A 20,525-nucleotide genomic window follows, 5' to 3' on the forward strand; every position below is an offset into this window, starting at 1 on the left:
GGCATCGTCCTCTGCCTGTTGGTCTTCACCTCGGCTTTCGCATACCGCCAGCTCTCCGGCGTTTTCGGGTTCCTCGAACATATCCAGTCCCAGAGCCTGCCGCGCGTGCAGTCTGCCGGGCGCCTGCAGGATGCGAACAAGGATGTGGGAATCGCGGTGCGCGACTTTGTCAGCCGCGAGAGCATCGCGGCGCAAAAGGAGACGCTCAAGGAGTTGCGAGGCGCGCTGAAGACGTTCCAGGAGATCCTGTCGCAGGCTCAGGAGCAGGCCGGCGCCGATGCCGGCGGTCTCAACAAGATCGACGAGCAATACAAAGCCGTGCTGCCGATGATCGACGAGGTCCTGGCGTTGATCGACGAGTCCGATGTCGACCGGGCCAAGATCCTTGTCTATGAAAAGCTGCGGCCCAAGCAGCAGTCGCTCTCCGCAGTCATCGACGAATTCGTCAAGGAGCAGGGGGCGGAAGCCAAGGCGGCTTCGGACAAGGCGGCCGACGCTTATCACGGCGCGGCGGGAGCGCTGGTGCTGTGCATCGGCATCGGAACCGCGATCGGCATGTGGCTGGCATGGATCGTCACTCAGGGCATCGTGGTGCCGCTCAAGCAGTCCAGCGACATGGCTCAGCGGGTGGCTGCCGGAGACTTCACGCAGCGCATGGCCGCAACCGGCGAGGATGAGGTGGCGCAACTGGTTCGCGCCCTCAACAGCATGGCCGAGCAACTCGGCCAGACGATGAGCCAGATCAACGAGCAGGCCGAGCACACCGCCCACTACGCACAACAGCTGGCTGATGACGCGCAGGAAGCGCAGAACCGTTCCGAAGTGCAGGTGGATCGGGCGATGGCCATGACCGCCGCGATGGAGGAAATGAGCGTTTCCATCCGGGAAGTCTCGAACAGCGCGGAAGGCGTCGCCGCCGCGGCCGACGAAGCTCGCCGTCTGTCGATAGACGGCAACTCGAAGATGACGCATGACCGAAAGGAAATGGCCAATATCGTGCGCAATGTCGAGGCTTCGGACTCTCTCCTCGACGAGCTGTCGGATGCGATCAAGCAGATCGGCGCGATCACCCAGGTCATCAAGGAGATTGCCGAACAGACCAACCTGCTCGCCCTCAATGCCGCGATCGAAGCGGCGCGTGCCGGCGAGCAGGGCAGGGGATTTGCCGTTGTCGCCGACGAAGTGCGCAAGCTCGCCGAGCGCACCGGCGCGAGCACCGCGGAAATCGGCGAACGCCTGGCCCACGTCGATCAGAAAGCCGCCGAAACGGTCACCGCGATGCACAAGGTCCGCGAGTGCGTCGAACTGGGGGATCAGGACACCCAGGCCGTCGGCGACACCTTGCAGCAGATCGTCAACGCCGCCGGCCGGGTGTCCGACCTTGTGTCGGGGATCGCCTCTGCCACCCAGGAACAGGCGCGTACGACGGAAACAACCGCTCAAGCCATCGAGGCGGTCTCGGCGCTGACCGAGGAAACAAACAGCACCGTTCAACGTGTCAAGGCCACGTCAGTCGAGATGAACCAAGTCGCCCGCGATCTGCAAGCGCTGGTCGGCCGATTCCGCATTCATTCCTAAGAACCCGCAGGGGGATATTCATGAAGTTACGTCAGCTCATCATCGGCGCCATCGCCGCTTCCACCGCCATCGTCGCATTCGCTCAGGAAGTGACCGTCGCCGGCTCCACGACCGTGCAAAAGCGCGTCCTCGAGCCGGGTGCAGCCGGCCTCAAGACGGCCACCGGCATCGATGTGAAGGTCCAGGGCAGCGGCACGGGCAAGGGCATGATTGCCCTGTTCGAAGGCAAGGTGCCGGCCGCAGCCGCTTCCGAAACGCTCGAGGAGGCTGTCGGCTCGGCGCAGAAGGCCGCCAAGGAAGCCGAGAAGTCGATCAGCGTCCCGGGCAATCTTCAGTTCCACGAGATCACCAAGGACGTGATTGTGGTCATCGTGAACAAGGACAACAAGATCAGCGCCCTGACCAAGGAGCAGCTCAAGGACATCAATGCGGGCAAGATCAAGAACTGGAAGGAAGTCGGCGGCAATGACCTCCCGATCAAGGTCGTGACGAGCCATGCCGGCAGCGCCACCCGCGCCGTGTTCCAGAAGCAGGTGATGGACGGTGTCGAATATGTGGCGGACGCCACCGAGGCGCGTACCACCCGCGAGGAGATCGCCGAGGTGTCGCGCGAGCCGGGTGGTATCGGTGCCGTGAGCGAAGGCTTCTTTGCGCAAAACCCGAGCAAGGCGAAGACCGTCAAGGCTCCGAACATCTCGCGTCCGCTGGCGCTGGTGACTGTCGGTGAAGCCAAGCCGGAGATCAAGAAGATCCTCGATTTCTTCGCGTCCGCTGAAGGCAAGAAACTGATTCAGTAAGTCTCTTCAGGCCTTCAATTTTCACCGCAACACCGATCCCCGGATCGGTGTTTTGCTTTGCAGCTTACGGTTCGGTCCGTACCGGGGTGAGTTGGGCGGGAGCGGGCCATACGCCGCGCTCGACGAGCCGCGCGTCCTCGAATACCAGCCAGCTTTGAGCGCCGTAGTGGGGCAGGGGGCGCAGCAGTGCGCGGAGGGACTCCACGTCGCGTGCTGAAACCACTGCCACCGGTGCGCCGCTCGGTGCCGGAATCGTCCACACCTGAGCGCTGCCGCGACCGGCGAGGCGTTCTCGCCGTGGCGGCAGGTGGGCCTGCTTGAGCGCTGCGTCCACATCCGCGTGGAGGCCCGCGAGTAGCACGGGCTCGGTTCCCTTGCCGACGTCGGGCAATGCGATGGCCTGCGGGCTGACTTCGAACATGCGCTGGGCCAGCGCGACGGTTGTCTCCCGCACGTCCGGCGCATCGGAGGCCTGCACTAGGCGCGGAGCGCGAGCGATGATCCATTGCCGCAGGATCGGTGGCAGCTGTTCCGGCGCGAGCATGCGCCAGGCCTGCAGTTCGGGGTCCAGGCGCACGCCCGTGGGCATCGTCGTCACATCCAGCGTGACCGCCTGACGCTGCCCCGCGACGTCGATCCAGCGCATCTCGTCACGGTCCGGGAAGACAAGTTGCACCGGAAGGTGCAGGGCATAGGCGGGAGCGTTCTGCTCCACCGCGAGCGTCAGTCGCGCGCCCGCCGCCGCGCGGTGGGCGTCGGCTGCGGTGATCTTGACGGTCGGGCCGCCGGCACGGTCGACCCACTGTCGGAAGAAGGCTTCCAGAGGCCGGCCCGAGGCGCGCTCGAAGGCCGCCTGGAGGTCTTTCCAGGAGGCCGTGCGGAACTTCTGTGTCTGCCAGAACGCGCGGATGCCGCTGCGGAAGGTATCCTCGCCGAGCGTGTCGCGCAGCATCACGAACAGCATCGCGGCCTTGCCGTAACCGACCGCCGCCGCGGCGCCGTGGGTGCGGGAGCGGAAATCGGCCAGCGATTGCTGATCGCCGGCGGGCACAGCGGCAAAATCGCGCAGCCATCCCAAGCGCATCGCGCGCGCGGCGTCGCCGGATTCCGCTTCCTTGTACGCGTAGTCCGCCATGAAGGTGGTCAGTCCCTCCGACCAGTTGCCGCTCGCATAGTCGACGTAGACGCCGTTGCCCCACCAGTTGTGCAGCACCTCATGTCCGAGCGAGGTGGCGCGGATGAAGGGTAGTTTCAGCACCTCGGCGCCGAGGTAGGTCAGCGTGGGCATGCCGAAACCGGTCGGCAAGGGGCTTGCGACCACCGAGAACTCCGTGAACGGATAGGCGCCGATCTCCTGCTCGTAGCGTTCCAGGTAGCGACGGGTGTCGTCGAGGTAGCCGTCGGCAAGGCCGGGGATGGCATCGAGATCACGGAAGAAATAGGTGCGCAGGCGCACCGGCTCGGCGGAGGCGCGCGGCATCATCTTCTCGCGTACGACCCAGGGGCCCGCCATCAGGTCGATGCCCTCGGCGGGCTGGGCGAATTCGATTCGCGCCCGGTAATGCTTGGACCCGTGGGCGGACGCGTGGCCCGGGCCGTAGCCGGGGACTTCCTCGGACTGCAGCCGTCCGGGCACCAGGGCCCGCTGGTCTGCCGGCACGGTCAGTGTGACCCGGTAGGTGAACAGCGCTGCCGGCCGCGGATACCAGCCGCTTCCTGCCGGCAGGAAGCTGCCGTCCGGCGAGGCCGCGGGCGAGAGGCCTTGCAGCACGTCGCGGTGATCGAGCTTGGGGTCCAGGGCCGGCAGGGTGCCGGCGTATTCGAGATGCAGCTTGTCGACGGCAGCCGGGAGGGTCACCTGCCAGGCGCGGAGGGGCCCATGGCGGCCTGCCGGGCGGACTGGCAGGGATTTGCCGCCGGCCGTCGCGGCGCTCACTTCCAGGGCTTCGTGCAGCTCGAAACGGAAATCGCGTGAGGCCGGGGCGAGGTCGGCTTGCACGGCGAGGCGGCGGGTGCCGGGATCGAGGTCGACCGCGAGTTCCAGGTTGGGTGGGGCCGCCCGTGCCGCGCATGTGAAGAGCAGCAAGGCGGGGACGAGGACGGCCGCGAGGGCGGACGTCCGCCGCGCGAGGGAGCCCGCCTTCATGGTGCGGGGGGGAATTTGATGACGAAATCGATCGTCTCGTCGCCCCGCTTCACGCGTAGGGGCAGCCAGGTGCCGGGTGGCTGTCCGCGCACCGACGCGATCACCGACTGCGACTGCTTTACCGGACGGCCCGCCACCTCCACCAAACGGTCGCCGCTCTTGAGGCCCGTCTTCTCGGCGAGACTACCTGAGGTGACGTCAGCGACGCGTACGCTACCGCCTTCCTCTTCCAGGCGCACGCCGAGCCGCGGCGGCTCCGGCTTGGTCGCCCCTTGCGCGGGCAGCCCGAAAACGGCGTCCGCGAGGCCGGCGTGAACCTCGTCGCAATCGAAGTCAGCGGGCAAGGGCAGCAGGGTGCCGATACGGGTGACGCCGAGGTCGCGCAACTGGTGCGGCACGCCGTAGCCGAAGCGGACGTGGCCGCTGCCCATAATGCCGACGACGAGCGGTTTGTCCGCCGCCCGTGCGGGCTTCAGCGATCGCGCCAGGGCCTCTGCCATGGCTCGGTCCCAGGTCGTCTGCGACGCGACGAAATTGGCGAACGCGACGTCGCTCTGCGCGGCCTTCGCGGCCTCCTTGCCTCTATGGGCAGCGTGTTCGCGATATACCTCGAACAGATGATCCCTATAGGCTTCGACAGGGGCCGCGGGGCGACCCACGCCTTCCCGTTGGGCCGGCGGGACCGCGTCCCAGCCTTTATCGACGATGGCTCGGTTGAGCGATTCGTCCACGTTCAGCGCCACCATGCGGATGCGATTGATGCGGGCGAACTGGAAGAGCGGCACATACATCTCGACCGGCCAGTTCCAGACCTTGCCCCATTCGGATTGCTCCAGAAACTCCTTGAGCGTGAGTTCACCCGCCACCCAGCGATCCAGCGCCGGCTGCACCCGCCGCGGGAACATTTCGAAACCGATGACCATGTTCGGCCGCAGGGCATGGAGCGCGGCGAGCACTTGCGCTTGCCAGCGGTGGTGGTCGTCCTCGTCGTGGTACTCCCCGAGCAGCACGACGTCGCGCTTCGCCATCTCCTGCAGCAGGGGCAAGGCCGGTGTGACGCGCGGCCGCTCGCCGTCGAGGCTGTGCCAGGCGGCGGGCGTGAGGCAGGTGGAGGCAGGGGGCGTGGCGTGAGCTTCGTCGGCGAGTGCGACGCCAGCGATGGCGGACATCGCGAGGGCGATGACGGCGCTGAACAGGCGAGGGAGGTTCGAGTTCATCGCTTTCCGGAGGAGGGGGGGAATAACTCAGATTGCATCATGGATATTGAGTTCCAGCTGTGAGGTTCCGCATGTATCCGGTCTCATAGTAAACGTGCTCATACCGGCTGAAGCCCTGCTATGCTGAAGCAAACTTCAGTACTGTTACCTTCGTAGTAGCCCGACGGCGCCGCCAGCGGCTGCGCATCCTTTCCGGGCATGAGGCAGGAAGATCACCATGGGCAGATCAGCGCCGCTTGTGGCCGTGCCTGTGCGATGGCGCAAGGCGGTATCGCGGAACGAATTCACGGCGGATTCGGTTCAGACACGGCCGAAGAATTCGGCATCGCAAGTCAACGTCGCGACGGTCGTCGACATCGACTCGCTGCGCCCGTTTCTCGACGGACTTTCCGATCTGGTCGGTATCGCCACGGCCTTGCTCGACCTCGACGGCAACATCCTGCAGAGCGCCGGCTGGCAATCGGCCTGCACCGGCTTCCACCGCGCGGTTGCGGGATCGTGCGTCAATTGCACCGAGAGTGACCTGTTTCTCGCCAGCCATCTGCGAAAGGGCGAGTTCGTCGATTACAAGTGCAAGAACGGTTTATGGGATGTCGTTACGCCTGTATTCGTCGGCGAGGAGCATCTCGGCAATCTCTATTGCGGGCAGTTCTTTTACGACGACGACGTCGTGGACGAAGAGTTCTTTCGCGCCCAGGCCGGGCGTTTCAGCTACGACAAGACCACGTATCTCGCAGCCATTGCCCGCATCCCACGCTTCAGCCGCGAAAAAGTGCGCAATGTGATGGGTTTGATCGTCAACTTGGCTTCCTACCTGTCGCACCTGTCGCTGACCAATTTGCGACTGCGCGAAAGCCAGGGGCGGATGGAGACGCTGATCAATACCTTGCCGGACCCGGTGTGGCTCAAGGACACGAACGGAGTGTACCTGTCCTGCAACCGGGCCTTCGAGCGTCTGATCGGCAGTACGGTCGGCAAGATCGTCGGCGGCCGCGACGATGACTTCTTCCCGGCGGAGCTGGCCGAATTCTTTCGCGCCAAGGATAGGGAAGCCATTGAAGCCGGCGAGCCGCGTCGCAACGAGGAGTTGGTTCCTGCGGCCGACGGCGGGCCGGGGATCGTGCTGGAGACCGTCAAGGCGCCGTTGCCGGGCGTCGATGGCACGCCGGCGGGCGTCCTCGGGATCGCGCGCGACATCACCGAGCGCAGGCGGGCCGAGGACCGGATCCGTTATCTCGCCCACCACGACGGACTGACCGGCCTACCCAACCGCAGCAGCCTGTACGAGCGCATGGAGCAGGGCATCGCCATGGCGCAGCGATCGGGCAAGCCCATGGCCGTCATGTTGATCGACCTCGACGGCTTCAAGTCGATCAACGACACGCTCGGTCATCATGTCGGCGATGAACTGCTGATCGAGGTCGCACAACGCCTCGCGGGCTCTGTCCGGCACAGCGATATCGTCGCTCGGCTGGGTGGCGACGAATTCGTCGTCGTCCTGAGCACGATGGAAATGCTCTCGGACGCGGCCGAGGTCGCCGGCAAAATCGTCGATCAGCTCGCTGCGCCTTATCCGATCGGCGGCCACGATCTGCGCACCTCGCCGAGCATCGGCATCTGCCTCTATCCCGATGATGCGGTCGAAATCAACGAGCTCATCAAGAACGCCGACATCGCGATGTACCGTGCCAAGGCGGTCGGGCGGTGCAATTTCCAGTTCTACACGGAGGAGATGCGTGCGGCAGTCGCCGAGCGCGTGGCCGCCGAGAAAGCGCTGGAAGTGGCCTTGGCCCAAGGGCAATTCGTCCTGCATTACCAGCCGCAGATCGAACGTGACAGCGGCCGGGTCGTCGGCATGGAAGCGCTCGTGCGATGGTGTCACCCGCAGCGTGGAATGATCTTCCCGGCGGACTTCATTCCGCTCGCCGAAGAAACCCGCCTGATTCTGCCGCTCGGCAAATGGGTGCTCGAAGAAGCTTGTCGTCAGCTCAAGCGCTGGCACGATGCCGGGCTGAGCGAATTGACGATGTCGGTGAATCTGAGCGCCGTCCAGTTCCAGGAAAAGGGCTTCCCTGACGAGGTCAGGCAAGCCGTGGAGGGCGCCGGAGTGCCCGCGGATTGCCTTCATCTGGAGATCACCGAATCGATCGCGATGCACAATCCCCAGCAGAACATCGCGATGATGAATGCGCTGACCGAACTGGGAGTCAAGCTGGCCCTCGACGATTTCGGTACCGGCTACTCATCGCTCGCGTATCTGAAGCTCTTTCCTATCGACATCATCAAGATCGATCGCTCTTTCGTGAAAGATCTGGAGACGGACGCGAATGACGCAGTGATCTGCGAAATGACGATGTTGCTGGCGCGAAAGCTCGGCATGCAAGTCGTGGCCGAAGGGGCGGAAACGGAGGCCCAGCTCGATTTTCTGGGGAGCATCGGGTGCGAGCGGATTCAGGGGTATCTGTTCAGCAAGCCGATTGCAGCCGAGCAAGTTGAGGGATTCATCGAGGGGTTTCGGGCGCTCCGTGGCTGAAATGCGGTCATGGCATCAGGAAGGTGCTTTTCTCGACGACGCTCACTGACGGCGTGTCGGCGTCGGTGATCTCAAAGGAGATCGGATGGACGCCGTCAGATGCTTCCGGCGCCCGCACGGCCACGACGAGCTTCTGCGTCGCGGTGGCGGGCACGGTCACTTCGTCGCTGTCCGCGATGGCGGCGCCAGGAAGGCCGGCGACGGCGAGCCGGTAGCGGTGCGGCTGCTCGTCGATGTTCATGAGCTGGAGCGCATAGACGTTCTCGATGAGGCCTCCGCGCACTTCCCGTGCGAGGACGGCGCGGTCGCGCATCACGTCGACGCGTAGCGGCACGCGGTGAGTCATCGACCAGACAGCGGCGCCGGCGATGAGGCACAACAACGCGGTATAAATGAGGACGCGCGGGCGCAGCACGTGCGCGAACATCTGGCGGCGGGCCCAATTCTCGCGCACGGCGTTCTCGGTGGAATAGCGGATCAGCCCGCGCGGCTGGTGGAGCTTGTCCATCACTTCGTTGCAGCCGTCGATGCACGCCGCGCAGCCGATGCACTCGTACTGGAGGCCGTTGCGGATGTCGATGCCGGTGGGGCAGACCTGGACGCAGATGCCGCAGTCGACGCAGGCGCCGCGAGCGGATGCCTTCTCGTCCACCGCCCTCAGTCGTACGCCCCGCGGTTCGCCACGCTCCGCGTCGTAGGTCACGATCATCGTGTTGGAGTCGAACATCACGCTCTGGAAGCGGGCGTAGGGGCACATGTACTTGCACACCTGCTCGCGCATGAAGCCCGCCATCAGCAGCGTGAAGCCGGCGTAGAAGAACATCCAGAAGGTCTCCCACGGCCCGAGCGTCCAGGTGAGGATGTTTCCGGCGAGCTCGCGGATCGGGGAGAAGTAGCCGACGAAGGTGAAGCCGGTCCATAACGCGATCAGCGCCCAGAGGCTGTACTTGGCCGCGCGCAGGCCCAGTTTCCGGCCCGTCCACGGCGCCTGGTCGAGCTTGATGCGCACTGGACGCTCGCCTTCGACCTTGCGCTCGATCCAGCTGAAGATTTCCGTGTAGACCGTCTGCGGACAGGCGTAGCCGCAGAAGACGCGGCCGGCCACCGTGGTGACGAGGAAAAGGCTGTAGCCGCTGACGATCAGCAGCGCCGTCAGGTAGATCACGTCCTGCGGCCAGAGGACCACGCCAAAGAGGTAGAACTTGCGCTCGGTGAGGTGGAAGAGGACGGCCTGCCGTCCGTTCCAGTCGAACCACGCGAGGCCGTAGAACAGCGCTTGCGTGAGGAGGACCATCGCCCAGCGCAGGCGGTTGAAGTTGCCCTTCACGGAGCGGAAATGGATCTTGCGCCGCTTCTCGTACAGGTCGATCGTCTCAGGGGTTGCCTTGGGGGGTACGTGCGACGGCGGGCTGGTGACGACGGTGGGCTTGCTCATGAAAGTGCTCCAAAGGAATTACAGGCGTCGACGATTCAAAAGCCCATTTCAATCTGTTATCTCAAGTCGCGTGCCATGTCGCTCTCCGTTGCGCTGCCGACTTAAGCCATTGATGTAGCGGCAATTGCGTGCCGTCGACGGCCGGGTGCGCCGACTGTCTGCGCCCGTGACTGCCATCGTTGGCAGCGGACCGCGGCAGTCAGGCTTAGAATGTGCCAATCACGACACCTGCCGGAATGACCCATGGAACGCGCGCCCCTGCCTGAACTGCTGTCGTTTCTCGATGCGCAGCCCGAGCCTCGCATCCTGTTGGATACGGACTACCGGATCGTGGCGGCGAACCGCGCCTATGCAAGGGAATTCGGGGATGGAAACTCCGTCGTGGGCCGCCGCTGCTTCGAGGTTTCCCACGGCTACGCCGTACCCTGCGACCACGCGGGCGAGAACTGTCCGATCCACGCTTGCCGGGACAGCGGCATCCAGCAGCGTGTGCTTCACCTGCACCACACGCCGCGCGGCGAGGAGCATGTGGAGGTGGAGACGACTCCGCTTCGGGATAGCTCCGGGGAGATCGCTTTCTTCGTCGAGGCGCTGACGACCGTGCGTCAGGCGTCGAGTCATCCGACCGCTGCCGGGCTCGTCGGCCGCTCGCCGCGCTTCAATCGCATGCTCGAACTGGCGACACGCGTCGCGCCGACCGACGCGACGGTGCTGCTGCTGGGCGAGACCGGAACCGGCAAGGAACTGGTCGCGCGCCTGCTCCATGAGTCGAGCCGGCGCGCCAAGGGGGCGTTCGTCGCGGTGGATTGCTCGGGGCTCACGGAGAGCCTGTTCGAGAGTGAGCTCTTCGGCCACGAAAAAGGCGCTTTCACCGGCGCCGTGCACCGCAAGCGGGGACTCGTGGAAGCGGCGAGCGGCGGCACGCTGTTTCTCGACGAGTTGGGGGACATTCCACTGGCGATGCAGGTGAAGCTGCTGCGGCTGCTCGAGACCGGCACTTACCGGCGCGTGGGCGGGGTCGAGATCCTGCGCTCGGATTTCCGTCTCGTCGCTGCCACGCACCGGCGCTTGGAGCGCATGGTCGAAGAGGGGAGCTTCCGCGCCGACCTGTACCACCGCGTCAATGTCTTTCCGATCCGTGTGCCTTCGCTGGCAGAGCGCCGCGAGGATATCCCGCTCCTGGCGAACTCGTTTCTCGAACGCGTCGCGCCGGGGCGCGGCCTGAACTTCTCCGCCGCGGGACTGGAGGCGCTGTCCGCCCGGCGCTATCCGGGCAACATCCGCGAACTTCGGAACCTTGTGGAGCGGGCGACGATCCTCGCCGACGGACTGGAGATCGGGCCGTCCGAACTGGAAGGCTGGGAGGGCGGTGGCGAAGAGGCGTCATTGCCTGCGCCACGGGCGCGGTCCGATGGATCGGAAGCCTTCGTCATCGATCGCCTGTTGGGCCTGGACGAGGTGTCGGAGCGCTACGTCGCCTGGGCCGAAAAGACCTTCCCCGGCGATCGTCGGGAACTGGCGGCGCGGCTCGGGGTGTCCATCCGCACGCTCTATCGCAAACTGGCGACGGACTCCGAATCCACCTCCGCCGGCGGGGAAGACCCGGTCCAGTAGGCGCAACGCGTACTGCCATCTTTGGCACTTGATTGTCTCGGATGGCACTTCCGGGTGGCATGAACTTCGTCGTGCGCACAGGACGCATGCTTGCTTGCTTCACCGAATCAAGGACTTAGATTCCTGGCTCGCATCGCTGCCGCTTGGCATATGTCTTGCCCCTCCTCCGGATGAGTTCTGAGTACGAGGAGGATCATCATGGCCTGGAATTTGTTGCTGACGTCGGACATCGGTTTGTTGAGCCTATTTACCATCTTCTTCATCATCGGGATGGCAGCCTATATCCTGCGCTATGTCATCAAGCACATCGCGAGCGAAACCAAGGAGCATGAGCTTCCTCCCGGTTCGCCACGAGCGGGCTGATGGTGGCAGACGGTCCTGCAAGGCGAGCGTGCGGTCTTGCCAAATTTTGCCAAGGGGCCTAACCTGCAGCGATGAGCACGATGAACATTTCCTTGCCGGATAGCCTGAAATCCTTCGTGGACGAGCAGGTCAGCGAGCGGGGCTACGGCACGAGCAGCGAGTACGTGCGCGAACTGATCCGAAAGGATCAGGATCGTCAGCGCTTGCGTGGCTTGTTGCTGGCGGGCGCAGCCTCTGAGCCAGGATCTCCAGCCAACGCCGCTTACTTCGAAGGTCTGCGCGACCGGGTACGCAAGGCTGCGAAGCCTGTTTCTCGCGGGTGAGGGTCAAACCGGTCGTTCCGCGCGAGCAGGCCAACCGGGACGTCGATGACGCGGTTTCCTGCTACCTGAACGAGGGCGCCGAGTCGGTCGCGCTCGGCTTCATCGACGCATTGGAAGAGGCCTATACCTACATAGGTCGCCATCCCGGCTCGGGTTCGCCTCGGTATGGCCATGAATTGGACCTTCCCGGTCTACGCTCTTGGCCGCTGTCTCGCTACCCCTACCTCGTCTTCTATGTCGAACGGCCAGACCACATTGATGTCTGGCGTGTGCTGCATGGTCAGCGCGATATTCCCGCCTGGATGCAAGACCCCGACGGCCTAGCGTGACGCGGGTCCGGGAAGGGGCCCGCTACCAGCTCGGCTGGGCGATGATCATCGCCTCGGCCTCTTGCGCATCGAGCGGCTTGGCGAAGTAGTAGCCTTGCCCGTACTCGACCTGCAAGGCGCGTAGCCGTGCGAGCTGCTCGGCGGTTTCGATCCCTTCGGCGATCAGATCCATGTTGAGCGTCCGCGCCAGGGCGACGATGGTCTCGACGATATCGGCTGCCTTGCGGTCGGCGTCCATCCGACGGACGAAGGACGCGTCGATCTTCAGGGTGTCGACCGGAAACCGGTGCAGGTAGGAGAGCGACGAAAAGCCGGTGCCGAAATCGTCCATCAGGAGCTTCACGCCGAGATTGCGCAACTTTTCCAGGACGGCCGTCGCCGCCTCGGCATGCTCCATGATCACCGTTTCCGTGACTTCGAGCTTGAGGCTCTTGATGTCGAGGCCGGTTTCGGACAGGACGGCTTCGATCTGCTGGTCCAGATCGCTCTGGGCAAACTGCCGGCCGGCGAGATTCACGCTGATCTGCATCGACAGGCACTGCGGATGGCGCAGTTGCCACTCGCGCATCTGGCGGCAGGCTTCGCCGAGCACCCAACGGCCGATGGAGACGATGAGGCCGGTCTCCTCGGTGAGCGGGATGAATTCGCTGGGCGGCACGAGGCTGCCGTCGGGGCGGCGCATGCGCACCAGGGCCTCGAACCCTGCCAGCCGGCCCGCTTCCAGCGAGATGATGGGCTGGTAGAAGACCCGAAACTCTTCGCCGCCGGCCACCGCCTGGCGCAGCTTGGTCTCCATTTCGAGGAGGGCGACGACGCGCGCATGCATGTCGGCCGCAAACACCTCGTGGCAGGCGCCGCCGCGTTGCGAGGCGCCGTGAGCAGCGGTTTCGGCGTCGCGCAGGACCTCCTCGGCGCTGGCGTAGCCCGGATGGCCGAGTGCGATGCCGATGCTGGCGGAGGTGAAGAGTCGATGGCCTTCGATGTTGAAGCCGGCGGCGAGATCGTTGTGGATGCGGTCGGCGAAGCGGATGGCTTCGCCGATGTCGTTGGCTTCGTCGAGCAGGATGGCGAAGCTCTCGCCGGGCATGCGGGCGATCGTATCGATGGCGCGCAAGCTGGGGGCAAGGCTTTGTGCTACCGCGACCAGCATCTGGTCGCCCGCGCCGCCGCCGAGGCTGTCGGTGATGAGGCGGATTCGGTCGAGTGTGACGAAGAGCAGCGCGAAACCGCCCCCGTCGAGCCGGTGCCGCTCCAGCGCGTCGCCGATGCGCATCACGAGCAATGCCCGGTTGGGCAGGCCGGTGAGGCTGTCGCGCAGGAATTCCTGTTTCACCACCGAGGCGAGCATGACGCGCGCCGAGGCCGCCCCGATCACGCCGGCAAGTTGCGCCTCGCAATGGCTGGCCAACTCGGCATCGATTTCTCGTGGCCATTTGAGGCCGCGCTGGCGGGCAAACCCGGAAAGCACGCGGCGCGCACCGTCGGCGCCGAGAAAGCGCGACATCAGCGCATGGAGCTCCGGCAGCGAACCGCTCGCCCGCCAGATCTGGTCGACGCCCCGCTCCGAACGGAAAACGTCGACGAAGGCCGCGGCCTGTGTCTGTTCGAGCGCGCTTTGCTTGCCCATGATCGACACGCCGATGTACGCGCCGAGGTTGGCGAGCATGCTCCACAGCATCATGTGGGTGACCTCGTCCAGTCCTTCCAGGCCGAACAAGGCGAGCGGGCGCAGCAGCGCGATCGAGAACGGTCCGTGCTCGACGAAGTCCATCGGCAGCCAGCCGGACTGGGCGGCAGCCGGCAACAACAGCGTGTAGACCCAGACGAGGAAGCCGGCGCTGATGCCGGCGAGGGCGCCGTTTCGCGTCGCGCCTTTCCAATAGAGGCCGCCCAGCAGCGCAGGCGCGAATTGGTCGAGGGCGGCGAAGGAGATGACGCCGGTCTGCTGCAGCGCGTAGGCGTCGCCGGCGACCCGGTAGTAGGCGTAGCCGAGCAGCAGTCCGATCACGATGGAGATGCGCCGGATGGCAAGCAACAGCCCGGAGAGATCGGTGCGACCGGAGAGCCGCAGTGCCTTGATCCGCAGCAGGCCGGGCATCACGAGGTCATTGCACACCATGGTCGACAGGGCGATGGTCTCGACGATGACCATGCCCGTGCCGGCCGAGAGGCCGCCGAGGAAGACGAGCAGCGCGAGCTCTTTCTGTCCGGCGGACATCGGCAGGGTGAGGACGAAGGTATCGGGATTGACTGCCGCCGCGCCGAAGTGCAGCAGTCCGCCGAAGGCGATCGGCAACACCAACACGGAAAACAGGAAGAGATAGAGCGGCAGCAGCCAGCTTGCCTTGACGAGATGTGCTTCGTCCACGTTCTCGACCACTTCCACCTGGAACTGACGCGGCAGGCACATGACCCCCAGCATGCTCAGAACGGCAACGGAAAAGAGCGACACCCACTCGCCCAGGACGTCTGTCGAGCCGCCGCCGATCGTGAATACCTGGGCGATATGCGGGTCGGCTGCCGCGCGCCGGAAGATGTCTTCGACGCCGTCGTACATGCCCCAGGTGACGAAGGCGCCGACGGCGAGGAAGGCCAGGAGCTTGAACAGCGATTCGAAGGCGACCGCCGCGACCATGCCCTCGTGGCGCTCGGCGGCATCGAGCTTGCGCGTGCCGAAAAGGATGATGAAGGCCGCGAGGATGACGGCGACGTGGAAGGCGGTGTCGTGCCAGATGCTCGCCGGCCGGGGCACGGTCGTGACGATTTCGGGGTAGCCGCGCAGCAGATGGAAGCTGATATCGATCGCCTTCAACTGGAGCGCTACGTAAGGCGTGATGCCGATCACCGCGATCAGCGTGACCAGTGCGGCCACCGTCTGGCTCTTGCCGTAGCGCGAGGAGATGAAGTCGGCGAGCGTGGTGATGCGGTTTTCCTTCGCGACGCGGATCATCTTGCGCAAGACCACCCACCAAACGGTCATCATGACCGTCGGGCCAAGGTTTACCGCGGCGAAGCCGGCGCCGCTTTGGGCTGCGCTTCCGACGCTGCCATAGAAGGACCACGCGGTGGCAAAGACGCCGAGCGACAAAGAGTACACATAGGGGCTGGCGATCAGGCTGCGCCCGGCGTCGGCGGCCTTGTCGCCCCGATAGGCGATCACGAAGAGCAGCCCCAGATAGAGCGCTCCGACAAGGACGATGAGCCAGGTGGGCACGCTTCGATCCGAGGCTACTTGCTTTCCATGACCAGGACGAGAAGTCCGATCAGGAGCGCCCAGGCGGCAAAGACGTACACGAAAAACAGGGGAAAGACTCCGACCAGCACGGGGCGGTTGAAGAGGGCGAGCAGCGGGTAGTTGAACAGCACGGTGCCCAGGATGAATAAGGTCACCAGGCGCTGAGTCTTGACGTAGGGTCTATTCATGACCATGCCCCCTCCCGGGTCTATTTAAAAGATAGACAAGATCGGAAAAGTTTGCTGGCGGAGCGGGCGAATCGGGCGCCTCCCGATGTCGCAATCGAGGAGACTTGCGTCGGCAGTGCATAAGAGGTGCCCCCGCACCTGCGCCAACATCCTCCCGTCGAACACTAAATCACTAAAAGACCAACGGAGAGAACATGAAGGTGTCCAGCCCTGTGCGAGAGCTGATTCTCGCCCGTCAACCCGGTTACAACCTCCCGGCGCCGTTTTATACCGCGGCCGAGATCTACGACCTCGACATGGACGTGATCTTCGGTCGCCACTGGATCTACGTCGGCGTCGAGCCGGATATCCCGGAGCCGGGAGACTATTTCACGGTCAAGCTCGGCCGTGCCTCGATCGTGGTCGTGCGCGACGACGACATGAACGTGCGCGCCTTCCACAACGTGTGCCGCCATCGCGGCGCGCAGTTGTGCAACGAGCACAAGGGCAGCGTCGGCAACATCGTCTGCCCCTATCATCAATGGACCTATGACCTCTCCGGCAAGCTCATCCACAACGAGCACATGGGGCAGGATTTCGATTTCAGCCGCCACAGCCTCAAGTCGGTGCATGTCGGCAATCTTGCCGGTCTGATCTTCGTCTGCCTGGCGGAGCAGCCGCCTGCCGACTTCGAGGAGATGCGCGCGGCGATGGAGCCCTACATCGCGCCGCATGGCATCGCCGACTGCAAGGTCGTGATGCAGGACGACTTCGTCGAAGCCGGCAACTGGAAACTGACGCTGGAGAACAACCGCGAGTGCTACCACTGCGTCAGTAATCACCCGGAGCTCACCAGCTCGATCTACGAGTACGGCTTCGGCTACCAGCCTTCGCCGGCCAATGCCGAGGCGGTGCAGGGCTTCCAAGAGCTCATCGAGCGCGAGCACGCGCGCTGGGAGGCGGCGGGCCTGAAGTCGGCCGAGATCGAAATGCTCGACGGTCGCGTGACGGGCTTCCGCACGCAGCGCCTGCCGCTCGACAAGGCGGGCGAGTCGCAGACCATGGACGCGCGTGTCGCCTGCGAGAAGCTGCTGGCCAATTTCACCGATCGCAAGCTCGGCGGATTGTCCTTCTGGACGCAGCCGAACTCCTGGCACCACTTCATGAGCGATCACATCGTCACTTTCAGCGTGCTGCCGATTGATGCCGAGAACACCCTGGTGCGTACCAAGTGGCTGGTCCACAAGGACGCGGTGGAAGGACGCGACTACGATCTCGCCAGGCTGACCGAGGTGTGGAAGGCCACCAACCGCCAGGACGGCGCGCTCGTGGAGATGTCGCAGCGCGGCGCGGCCAGCCCCGCCTACGAGCCCGGTCCGTATTCGCCCTACACCGAGGCGCTGGTGGAGAAGTTCTGCAACTGGTACGTCGAGCGTCTGCGCGCAGCGCTGGATTGAGCTCATCGAGGATCAGGACATGAATGCCCCGAACGACCGCTTTGCGGCGGCTTCCTGGTGCGGCTTGCCGCCGCTGTGGAACAGCGACGAGGACGATGAGCTGGTATGCAGCCAGCGGCGCCAGGAGACGCATGACGTCGTCACCTTCCTGTTTCGCGCCCGGCGCCCGGTACTGTTCCGCTTCCTGCCGGGTCAGTTCCTCACGCTGGAACTGGAGATCGATGGCGAATCGATCAACCGCTGTTACACGATCTCCTCCCCGCCGACTCGCCCCGACACCCTTTCGATCACCGTGAAACGGGTCCCTGGCGGCAAGGTGTCGAACTGGCTTCACGACACGCTCCAGCCCGGCATGAGCGTGCGCGCGCTGGGTCCGTCGGGGGAGTTTTCCGCGAGTCTGCATCCCGCGGCGAAGTATCTGTTCCTGTCGGGCGGCTCCGGCGTCACGCCGCTGATGTCGATGTCGCGCAGCATGCATGACCTCGCCCAGCCCTGCGACGTCGTCTTCGTGCATAGCGCACGCACGCCGAAGGACATCGTCTTCCGGCGCGAGCTGGGTCTGATCGCGACAAATCAGCCGGGCTTCCGGACGGCGTTCGTGTGCGAGCAACTGGGCGATGAACCCGATTGGTCGGCGCCGACCGGGCGCCTGACGCAATCGCTGCTGGGCGCCATCGCCCCGGATTTTGCCGAGCGAGAGGTCTTCTGCTGCGGTCCGGAGCCCTACATGGCGGCGGTGCGCGCGCTGCTCGAGGCGGCGGGATTCGACATGCGGCGCTATCACGAGGAGAGCTTCAATTTCGGCGCCGCGGCGGAAGAGGAGGCAACGCCGGTTGTGGCTGCGGAAGTCGCCGAGGGCTTCGACGTGCAGTTTGCCAAGAGCGGGGTCACGGTGCGATGCGCGCCGGAACAGACCGTGCTCGAGGCGGCCCGTGCCGCGGGACTCCGCCTGCCTGTGTCCTGCACCAAGGGCATGTGCGGGACCTGCAAGTCGAAGCTGACGTCGGGCAGTGTCGATATGAAGCACGGTGGCGGCATCCGCCAGCGCGAGATCGACCAGGGCATGTTCCTGCCCTGTTGCAGCAAGCCGCTGTCGGATCTGGTTCTGGATCGGTAGCGGTAGCGCCGGTGGGACGCAGGGGAGGAGTGCAGCGGCAATTTGCCGATTTGAGCCTGGCGAAGAAGCTCGCGTGCGGCTTTGGTCTGGTCTTGTTGCTTACCGGAATGGTGGCGGCGATCGCCGTCAGCACCATGCAGGCGGCCGACCGCCGTTTCGACCTGCTCAAGCAGATGTCGCAGATCAGCGATGCCGCGCTGCGGGTTCGCGTGGATGAGCGAAGCTTTTCGCTGACCGGTGATGCTGCATCCGCGGATGCGGTGCGCGCCGGTCTGGACGCCATTCTCGCTTCGAGCGAAGCGTTGAGAGCGCGCTCTCCGGCGAACGCAGCGGCGATGGACGAGGTGGATGCGGCCGTGCACGGCTACCGGGAGGCCTTCGATCAATTCGTGGATCTCTCGCAGAAGAAGGATCTGGCCCTCGAATCGGCCGCCTGGTCGGTGCAGAACGTGACCGGTACGCTCGATCTGGTCCGTGGCCAGTTCATGGAAGACGGTTTGGCGGAGTTGAAGGCTTCGCACGGGCGCGACGGGGCCCGCCTGGTGGGACAGGCCGGAGAACTCGGCGAGGTTGCGCGTCTCGCGCTTCAGGCGATCAACGAAGCCCGTGTCCGGCTGGAGCATAGCCGCAAGGCCGACGCGTCGGCGGGCGACGACGCAATGACGATCCCGCAGACCGACGAGGCCTTGGCCGTGATTGCGAAGCTTCTCGACGCGGCGGGCAGCGATCCGGCCTACCGCGGCGTGCTCGTGGAGGCGAAGTCACATCTCGGCGGCTTCGCCGACAGACTGAAGGAATACACCGGCTTATTGGCGGAGGAACGCAAGGTCCACGCGCAGATGCGGACGCGCGCCGATGACGTGTTGCGCCAAGTCGATCAGGCCTACGGCCAGCAAGCCTACGCGATGCGCGATCACCTCACCGCCAGCAGCGGCTTCATCCTGGCCTCTTCGGCTGCGGCCTTGCTGGTCGGGTTGGGCGCCGCGGCGCTGATCACGCGCGTGGTCGTCCGCCGGCTGGGCAACGCGATCCGCGTCGCCGACCGTATCGCGGACGGCGATCTGACGGAGAAGATCGACGTGCGCGGCGCGGACGAGGTCGGGCAACTCATGCGCGCCATGGAGCGGATGTCCTCGGCGCTCGGCGGCATCGTCGGCGGCCTGCAATCCGGAATCGGCAGGATCGCGGATTCGGCCCAAAGTCTCTCTGTCGCGGCCGAGCGCAGCAACTCCGAGGTGAGCAGCCAGAAAGCGGAAACCGAGCAGGTGGCCACCGCCATGAACGAGATGGCGACGACCGTTCATGAAGTCGCGCGCAGCGCCGAAGATGCGGCATCGGCTGCGGAGTCGGCGGACGCTGCGGTCCGGAGCGGCCGGCAGGTGGTGAAGGAGAGCATCGGGCGCATCGAGCAGCTCGCTTCAGCGGCAACCTCGGCGAGCGACAGCATGGGCGTCCTCCATGGCGAGGTGCAAAACATCGGCGCCGTGCTCGACGTGATCAAGGGGCTCGCCGAGCAGACGAATCTGCTTGCCCTCAATGCCGCAATCGAAGCGGCACGCGCCGGAGAACAGGGGCGCGGCTTCGCCGTGGTTGCCGACGAGGTCCGTCTGCTCGCGCAGCGCACGCAGAAATCGACCGTCGAGATCGAGGATCTCGTTCGTGCCTTGCTGCGAAGCGCGCAGGACTCGGTACGGCAGATCACGATCAGTAGCGAACTCGTGCGGCTCTCGGTGGACGACGTCGGCGAGACTGAAGGCGCACTGCACAGCATTGCCGAGGCAGTCGCGGTCATCCATCGATTGAACCAGCAGATCGCCGCTGCGGCGGAACAGCAAAGTTCGGTCGCGGCCGAGGTCAATCGGAGCATGGAGAGCATCCGGTCCAGCGCCGATCAGGCCGCCGCGACGATGGAAGGCACTGCCGCGTCCAGCGTCGAGCTGGCGCAATTGAGCAATGAGCTCCACGTGATGGTGGGGCGTTTCCGGCTCTGATCGCTTCGCGGCCGGCCTCGAATGGCCTGGCCACGCATCTCCCTCCCCATTGTGTCTCGGCCTCCCGGCTTGCCCGGCAAGGAATCGTCGACTCGCAGCATCGTGCGCTGCGACGTCGTTTTGATGCCTCTCGATCGCCCAGTTCCACCTTGTCCCAATTGAGTAAGCGTGTGACGGATACAGGCAATAGCCCTATCAACGAACTTCCTAACATCTGTCTCCA

At 64.8% G+C, this 20,525-nt stretch carries 15 protein-coding genes; 10 read left to right on the top strand and 5 right to left on the bottom strand.

Annotated features, from left to right (window positions below; translation table 11 throughout):
• Both VJ673_RS14030 and VJ673_RS14035 read left to right on the top strand, forming a co-directional pair.
• Positions 1-1,578, top strand: a 1,578-nt coding sequence (locus VJ673_RS14030) for a methyl-accepting chemotaxis protein (RefSeq protein ID WP_324126750.1), incomplete at its 5' end; no start/stop codon positions are given.
• A gap of 20 nt (positions 1,579-1,598) precedes the next feature.
• Positions 1,599-2,375 carry a substrate-binding domain-containing protein gene (locus VJ673_RS14035; RefSeq protein WP_324126751.1) on the top strand — a complete coding sequence of 259 codons (777 nt, stop codon included), beginning with the start codon at positions 1,599-1,601 and terminating at the stop codon, positions 2,373-2,375.
• Between the two features lie 64 nt (positions 2,376-2,439).
• Here the strand turns inward: VJ673_RS14035 and VJ673_RS14040 are convergent, their stop codons facing one another.
• Positions 2,440-4,521 carry a M1 family metallopeptidase gene (locus VJ673_RS14040; protein ID WP_324126752.1) on the bottom strand — a complete coding sequence of 694 codons (2,082 nt, stop codon included), beginning with the start codon at positions 4,519-4,521 and terminating at the stop codon, positions 2,440-2,442.
• Positions 4,518-5,738, bottom strand: a complete 1,221-nt coding sequence (locus VJ673_RS14045) for a ChaN family lipoprotein (RefSeq protein ID WP_324126753.1) — start codon at positions 5,736-5,738, stop codon at positions 4,518-4,520. The genes VJ673_RS14040 and VJ673_RS14045 overlap by 4 nt, the downstream gene beginning before the upstream one ends.
• 217 nt (positions 5,739-5,955) lie before the next feature.
• Here VJ673_RS14045 and VJ673_RS14050 point away from each other — a divergent pair, with 217 nt between their 5' ends.
• A complete protein-coding gene (locus VJ673_RS14050) occupies positions 5,956-8,271 on the top strand; it encodes an EAL domain-containing protein (RefSeq protein ID WP_324126754.1) in 2,316 nt (771 codons plus the stop codon).
• Between the two features lie 7 nt (positions 8,272-8,278).
• Here the strand turns inward: VJ673_RS14050 and ccoG are convergent, their stop codons facing one another.
• Positions 8,279-9,706, bottom strand: a complete 1,428-nt coding sequence (gene ccoG, locus VJ673_RS14055) for a cytochrome c oxidase accessory protein CcoG (RefSeq protein ID WP_324126755.1) — start codon at positions 9,704-9,706, stop codon at positions 8,279-8,281.
• A 243-nt stretch (positions 9,707-9,949) separates the two neighbouring features.
• Here ccoG and VJ673_RS14060 point away from each other — a divergent pair, with 243 nt between their 5' ends.
• The 4 genes from VJ673_RS14060 to VJ673_RS14075 all read left to right on the top strand — a co-directional run bounded on the left by VJ673_RS14060 (position 9,950) and on the right by VJ673_RS14075 (position 12,335).
• Positions 9,950-11,320, top strand: coding sequence for a sigma-54 interaction domain-containing protein (locus VJ673_RS14060; RefSeq protein WP_324126756.1), 1,371 nt, complete (start codon positions 9,950-9,952; stop codon positions 11,318-11,320).
• Between the two features lie 198 nt (positions 11,321-11,518).
• Positions 11,519-11,683 (top strand): DUF3149 domain-containing protein, encoded by a 165-nt coding sequence (locus VJ673_RS14065; RefSeq protein WP_324126757.1) that lies wholly within the window; start codon positions 11,519-11,521, stop codon positions 11,681-11,683.
• 71 nt (positions 11,684-11,754) lie between these two features.
• A complete protein-coding gene (locus VJ673_RS14070) occupies positions 11,755-12,006 on the top strand; it encodes a type II toxin-antitoxin system ParD family antitoxin (protein ID WP_324126758.1) in 252 nt (83 codons plus the stop codon).
• A complete protein-coding gene (locus tag VJ673_RS14075; protein WP_324126759.1) occupies positions 12,003-12,335 on the top strand; it encodes a type II toxin-antitoxin system RelE/ParE family toxin in 333 nt (110 codons plus the stop codon). Before VJ673_RS14070 ends, VJ673_RS14075 begins: the two co-directional genes overlap by 4 nt.
• A gap of 22 nt (positions 12,336-12,357) precedes the next feature.
• Here the strand turns inward: VJ673_RS14075 and VJ673_RS14080 are convergent, their stop codons facing one another.
• Together VJ673_RS14080 and VJ673_RS14085 are read right to left on the bottom strand one after the other, a co-directional pair.
• Positions 12,358-15,549 carry an EAL domain-containing protein gene (locus VJ673_RS14080; protein ID WP_324126760.1) on the bottom strand — a complete coding sequence of 1,064 codons (3,192 nt, stop codon included), beginning with the start codon at positions 15,547-15,549 and terminating at the stop codon, positions 12,358-12,360.
• 14 nt (positions 15,550-15,563) lie between these two features.
• Entirely contained in the window at positions 15,564-15,758 is a 195-nt protein-coding gene (locus VJ673_RS14085; protein ID WP_324126761.1) for a hypothetical protein, read from the bottom strand.
• Positions 15,759-15,952: 194 nt separating this feature from the next.
• On the opposite strand from VJ673_RS14085, the gene VJ673_RS14090 reads away from it, so the two are divergent.
• The 3 genes from VJ673_RS14090 to VJ673_RS14100 are packed head-to-tail and all read left to right on the top strand — an operon-like array spanning position 15,953 to position 20,302.
• Positions 15,953-17,194 (top strand): aromatic ring-hydroxylating oxygenase subunit alpha, encoded by a 1,242-nt coding sequence (locus VJ673_RS14090; protein ID WP_324126762.1) that lies wholly within the window; start codon positions 15,953-15,955, stop codon positions 17,192-17,194.
• 19 nt (positions 17,195-17,213) lie between these two features.
• Complete coding sequence (locus VJ673_RS14095) at positions 17,214-18,311, top strand: FAD-binding oxidoreductase (RefSeq protein WP_324126763.1); 1,098 nt, start codon at positions 17,214-17,216, stop codon at positions 18,309-18,311.
• Positions 18,312-18,340: 29 nt separating this feature from the next.
• On the top strand, positions 18,341-20,302 hold the full coding sequence (locus VJ673_RS14100) for a HAMP domain-containing methyl-accepting chemotaxis protein (RefSeq protein WP_324126764.1): 1,962 nt from the start codon (positions 18,341-18,343) through the stop codon (positions 20,300-20,302).
• Positions 20,303-20,525: the final 223 nt, after the last annotated feature.

This window comes from Aromatoleum sp. (assembly GCF_035254505.1).
In the GTDB taxonomy this organism is placed as follows: domain Bacteria; phylum Pseudomonadota; class Gammaproteobacteria; order Burkholderiales; family Rhodocyclaceae; genus Aromatoleum.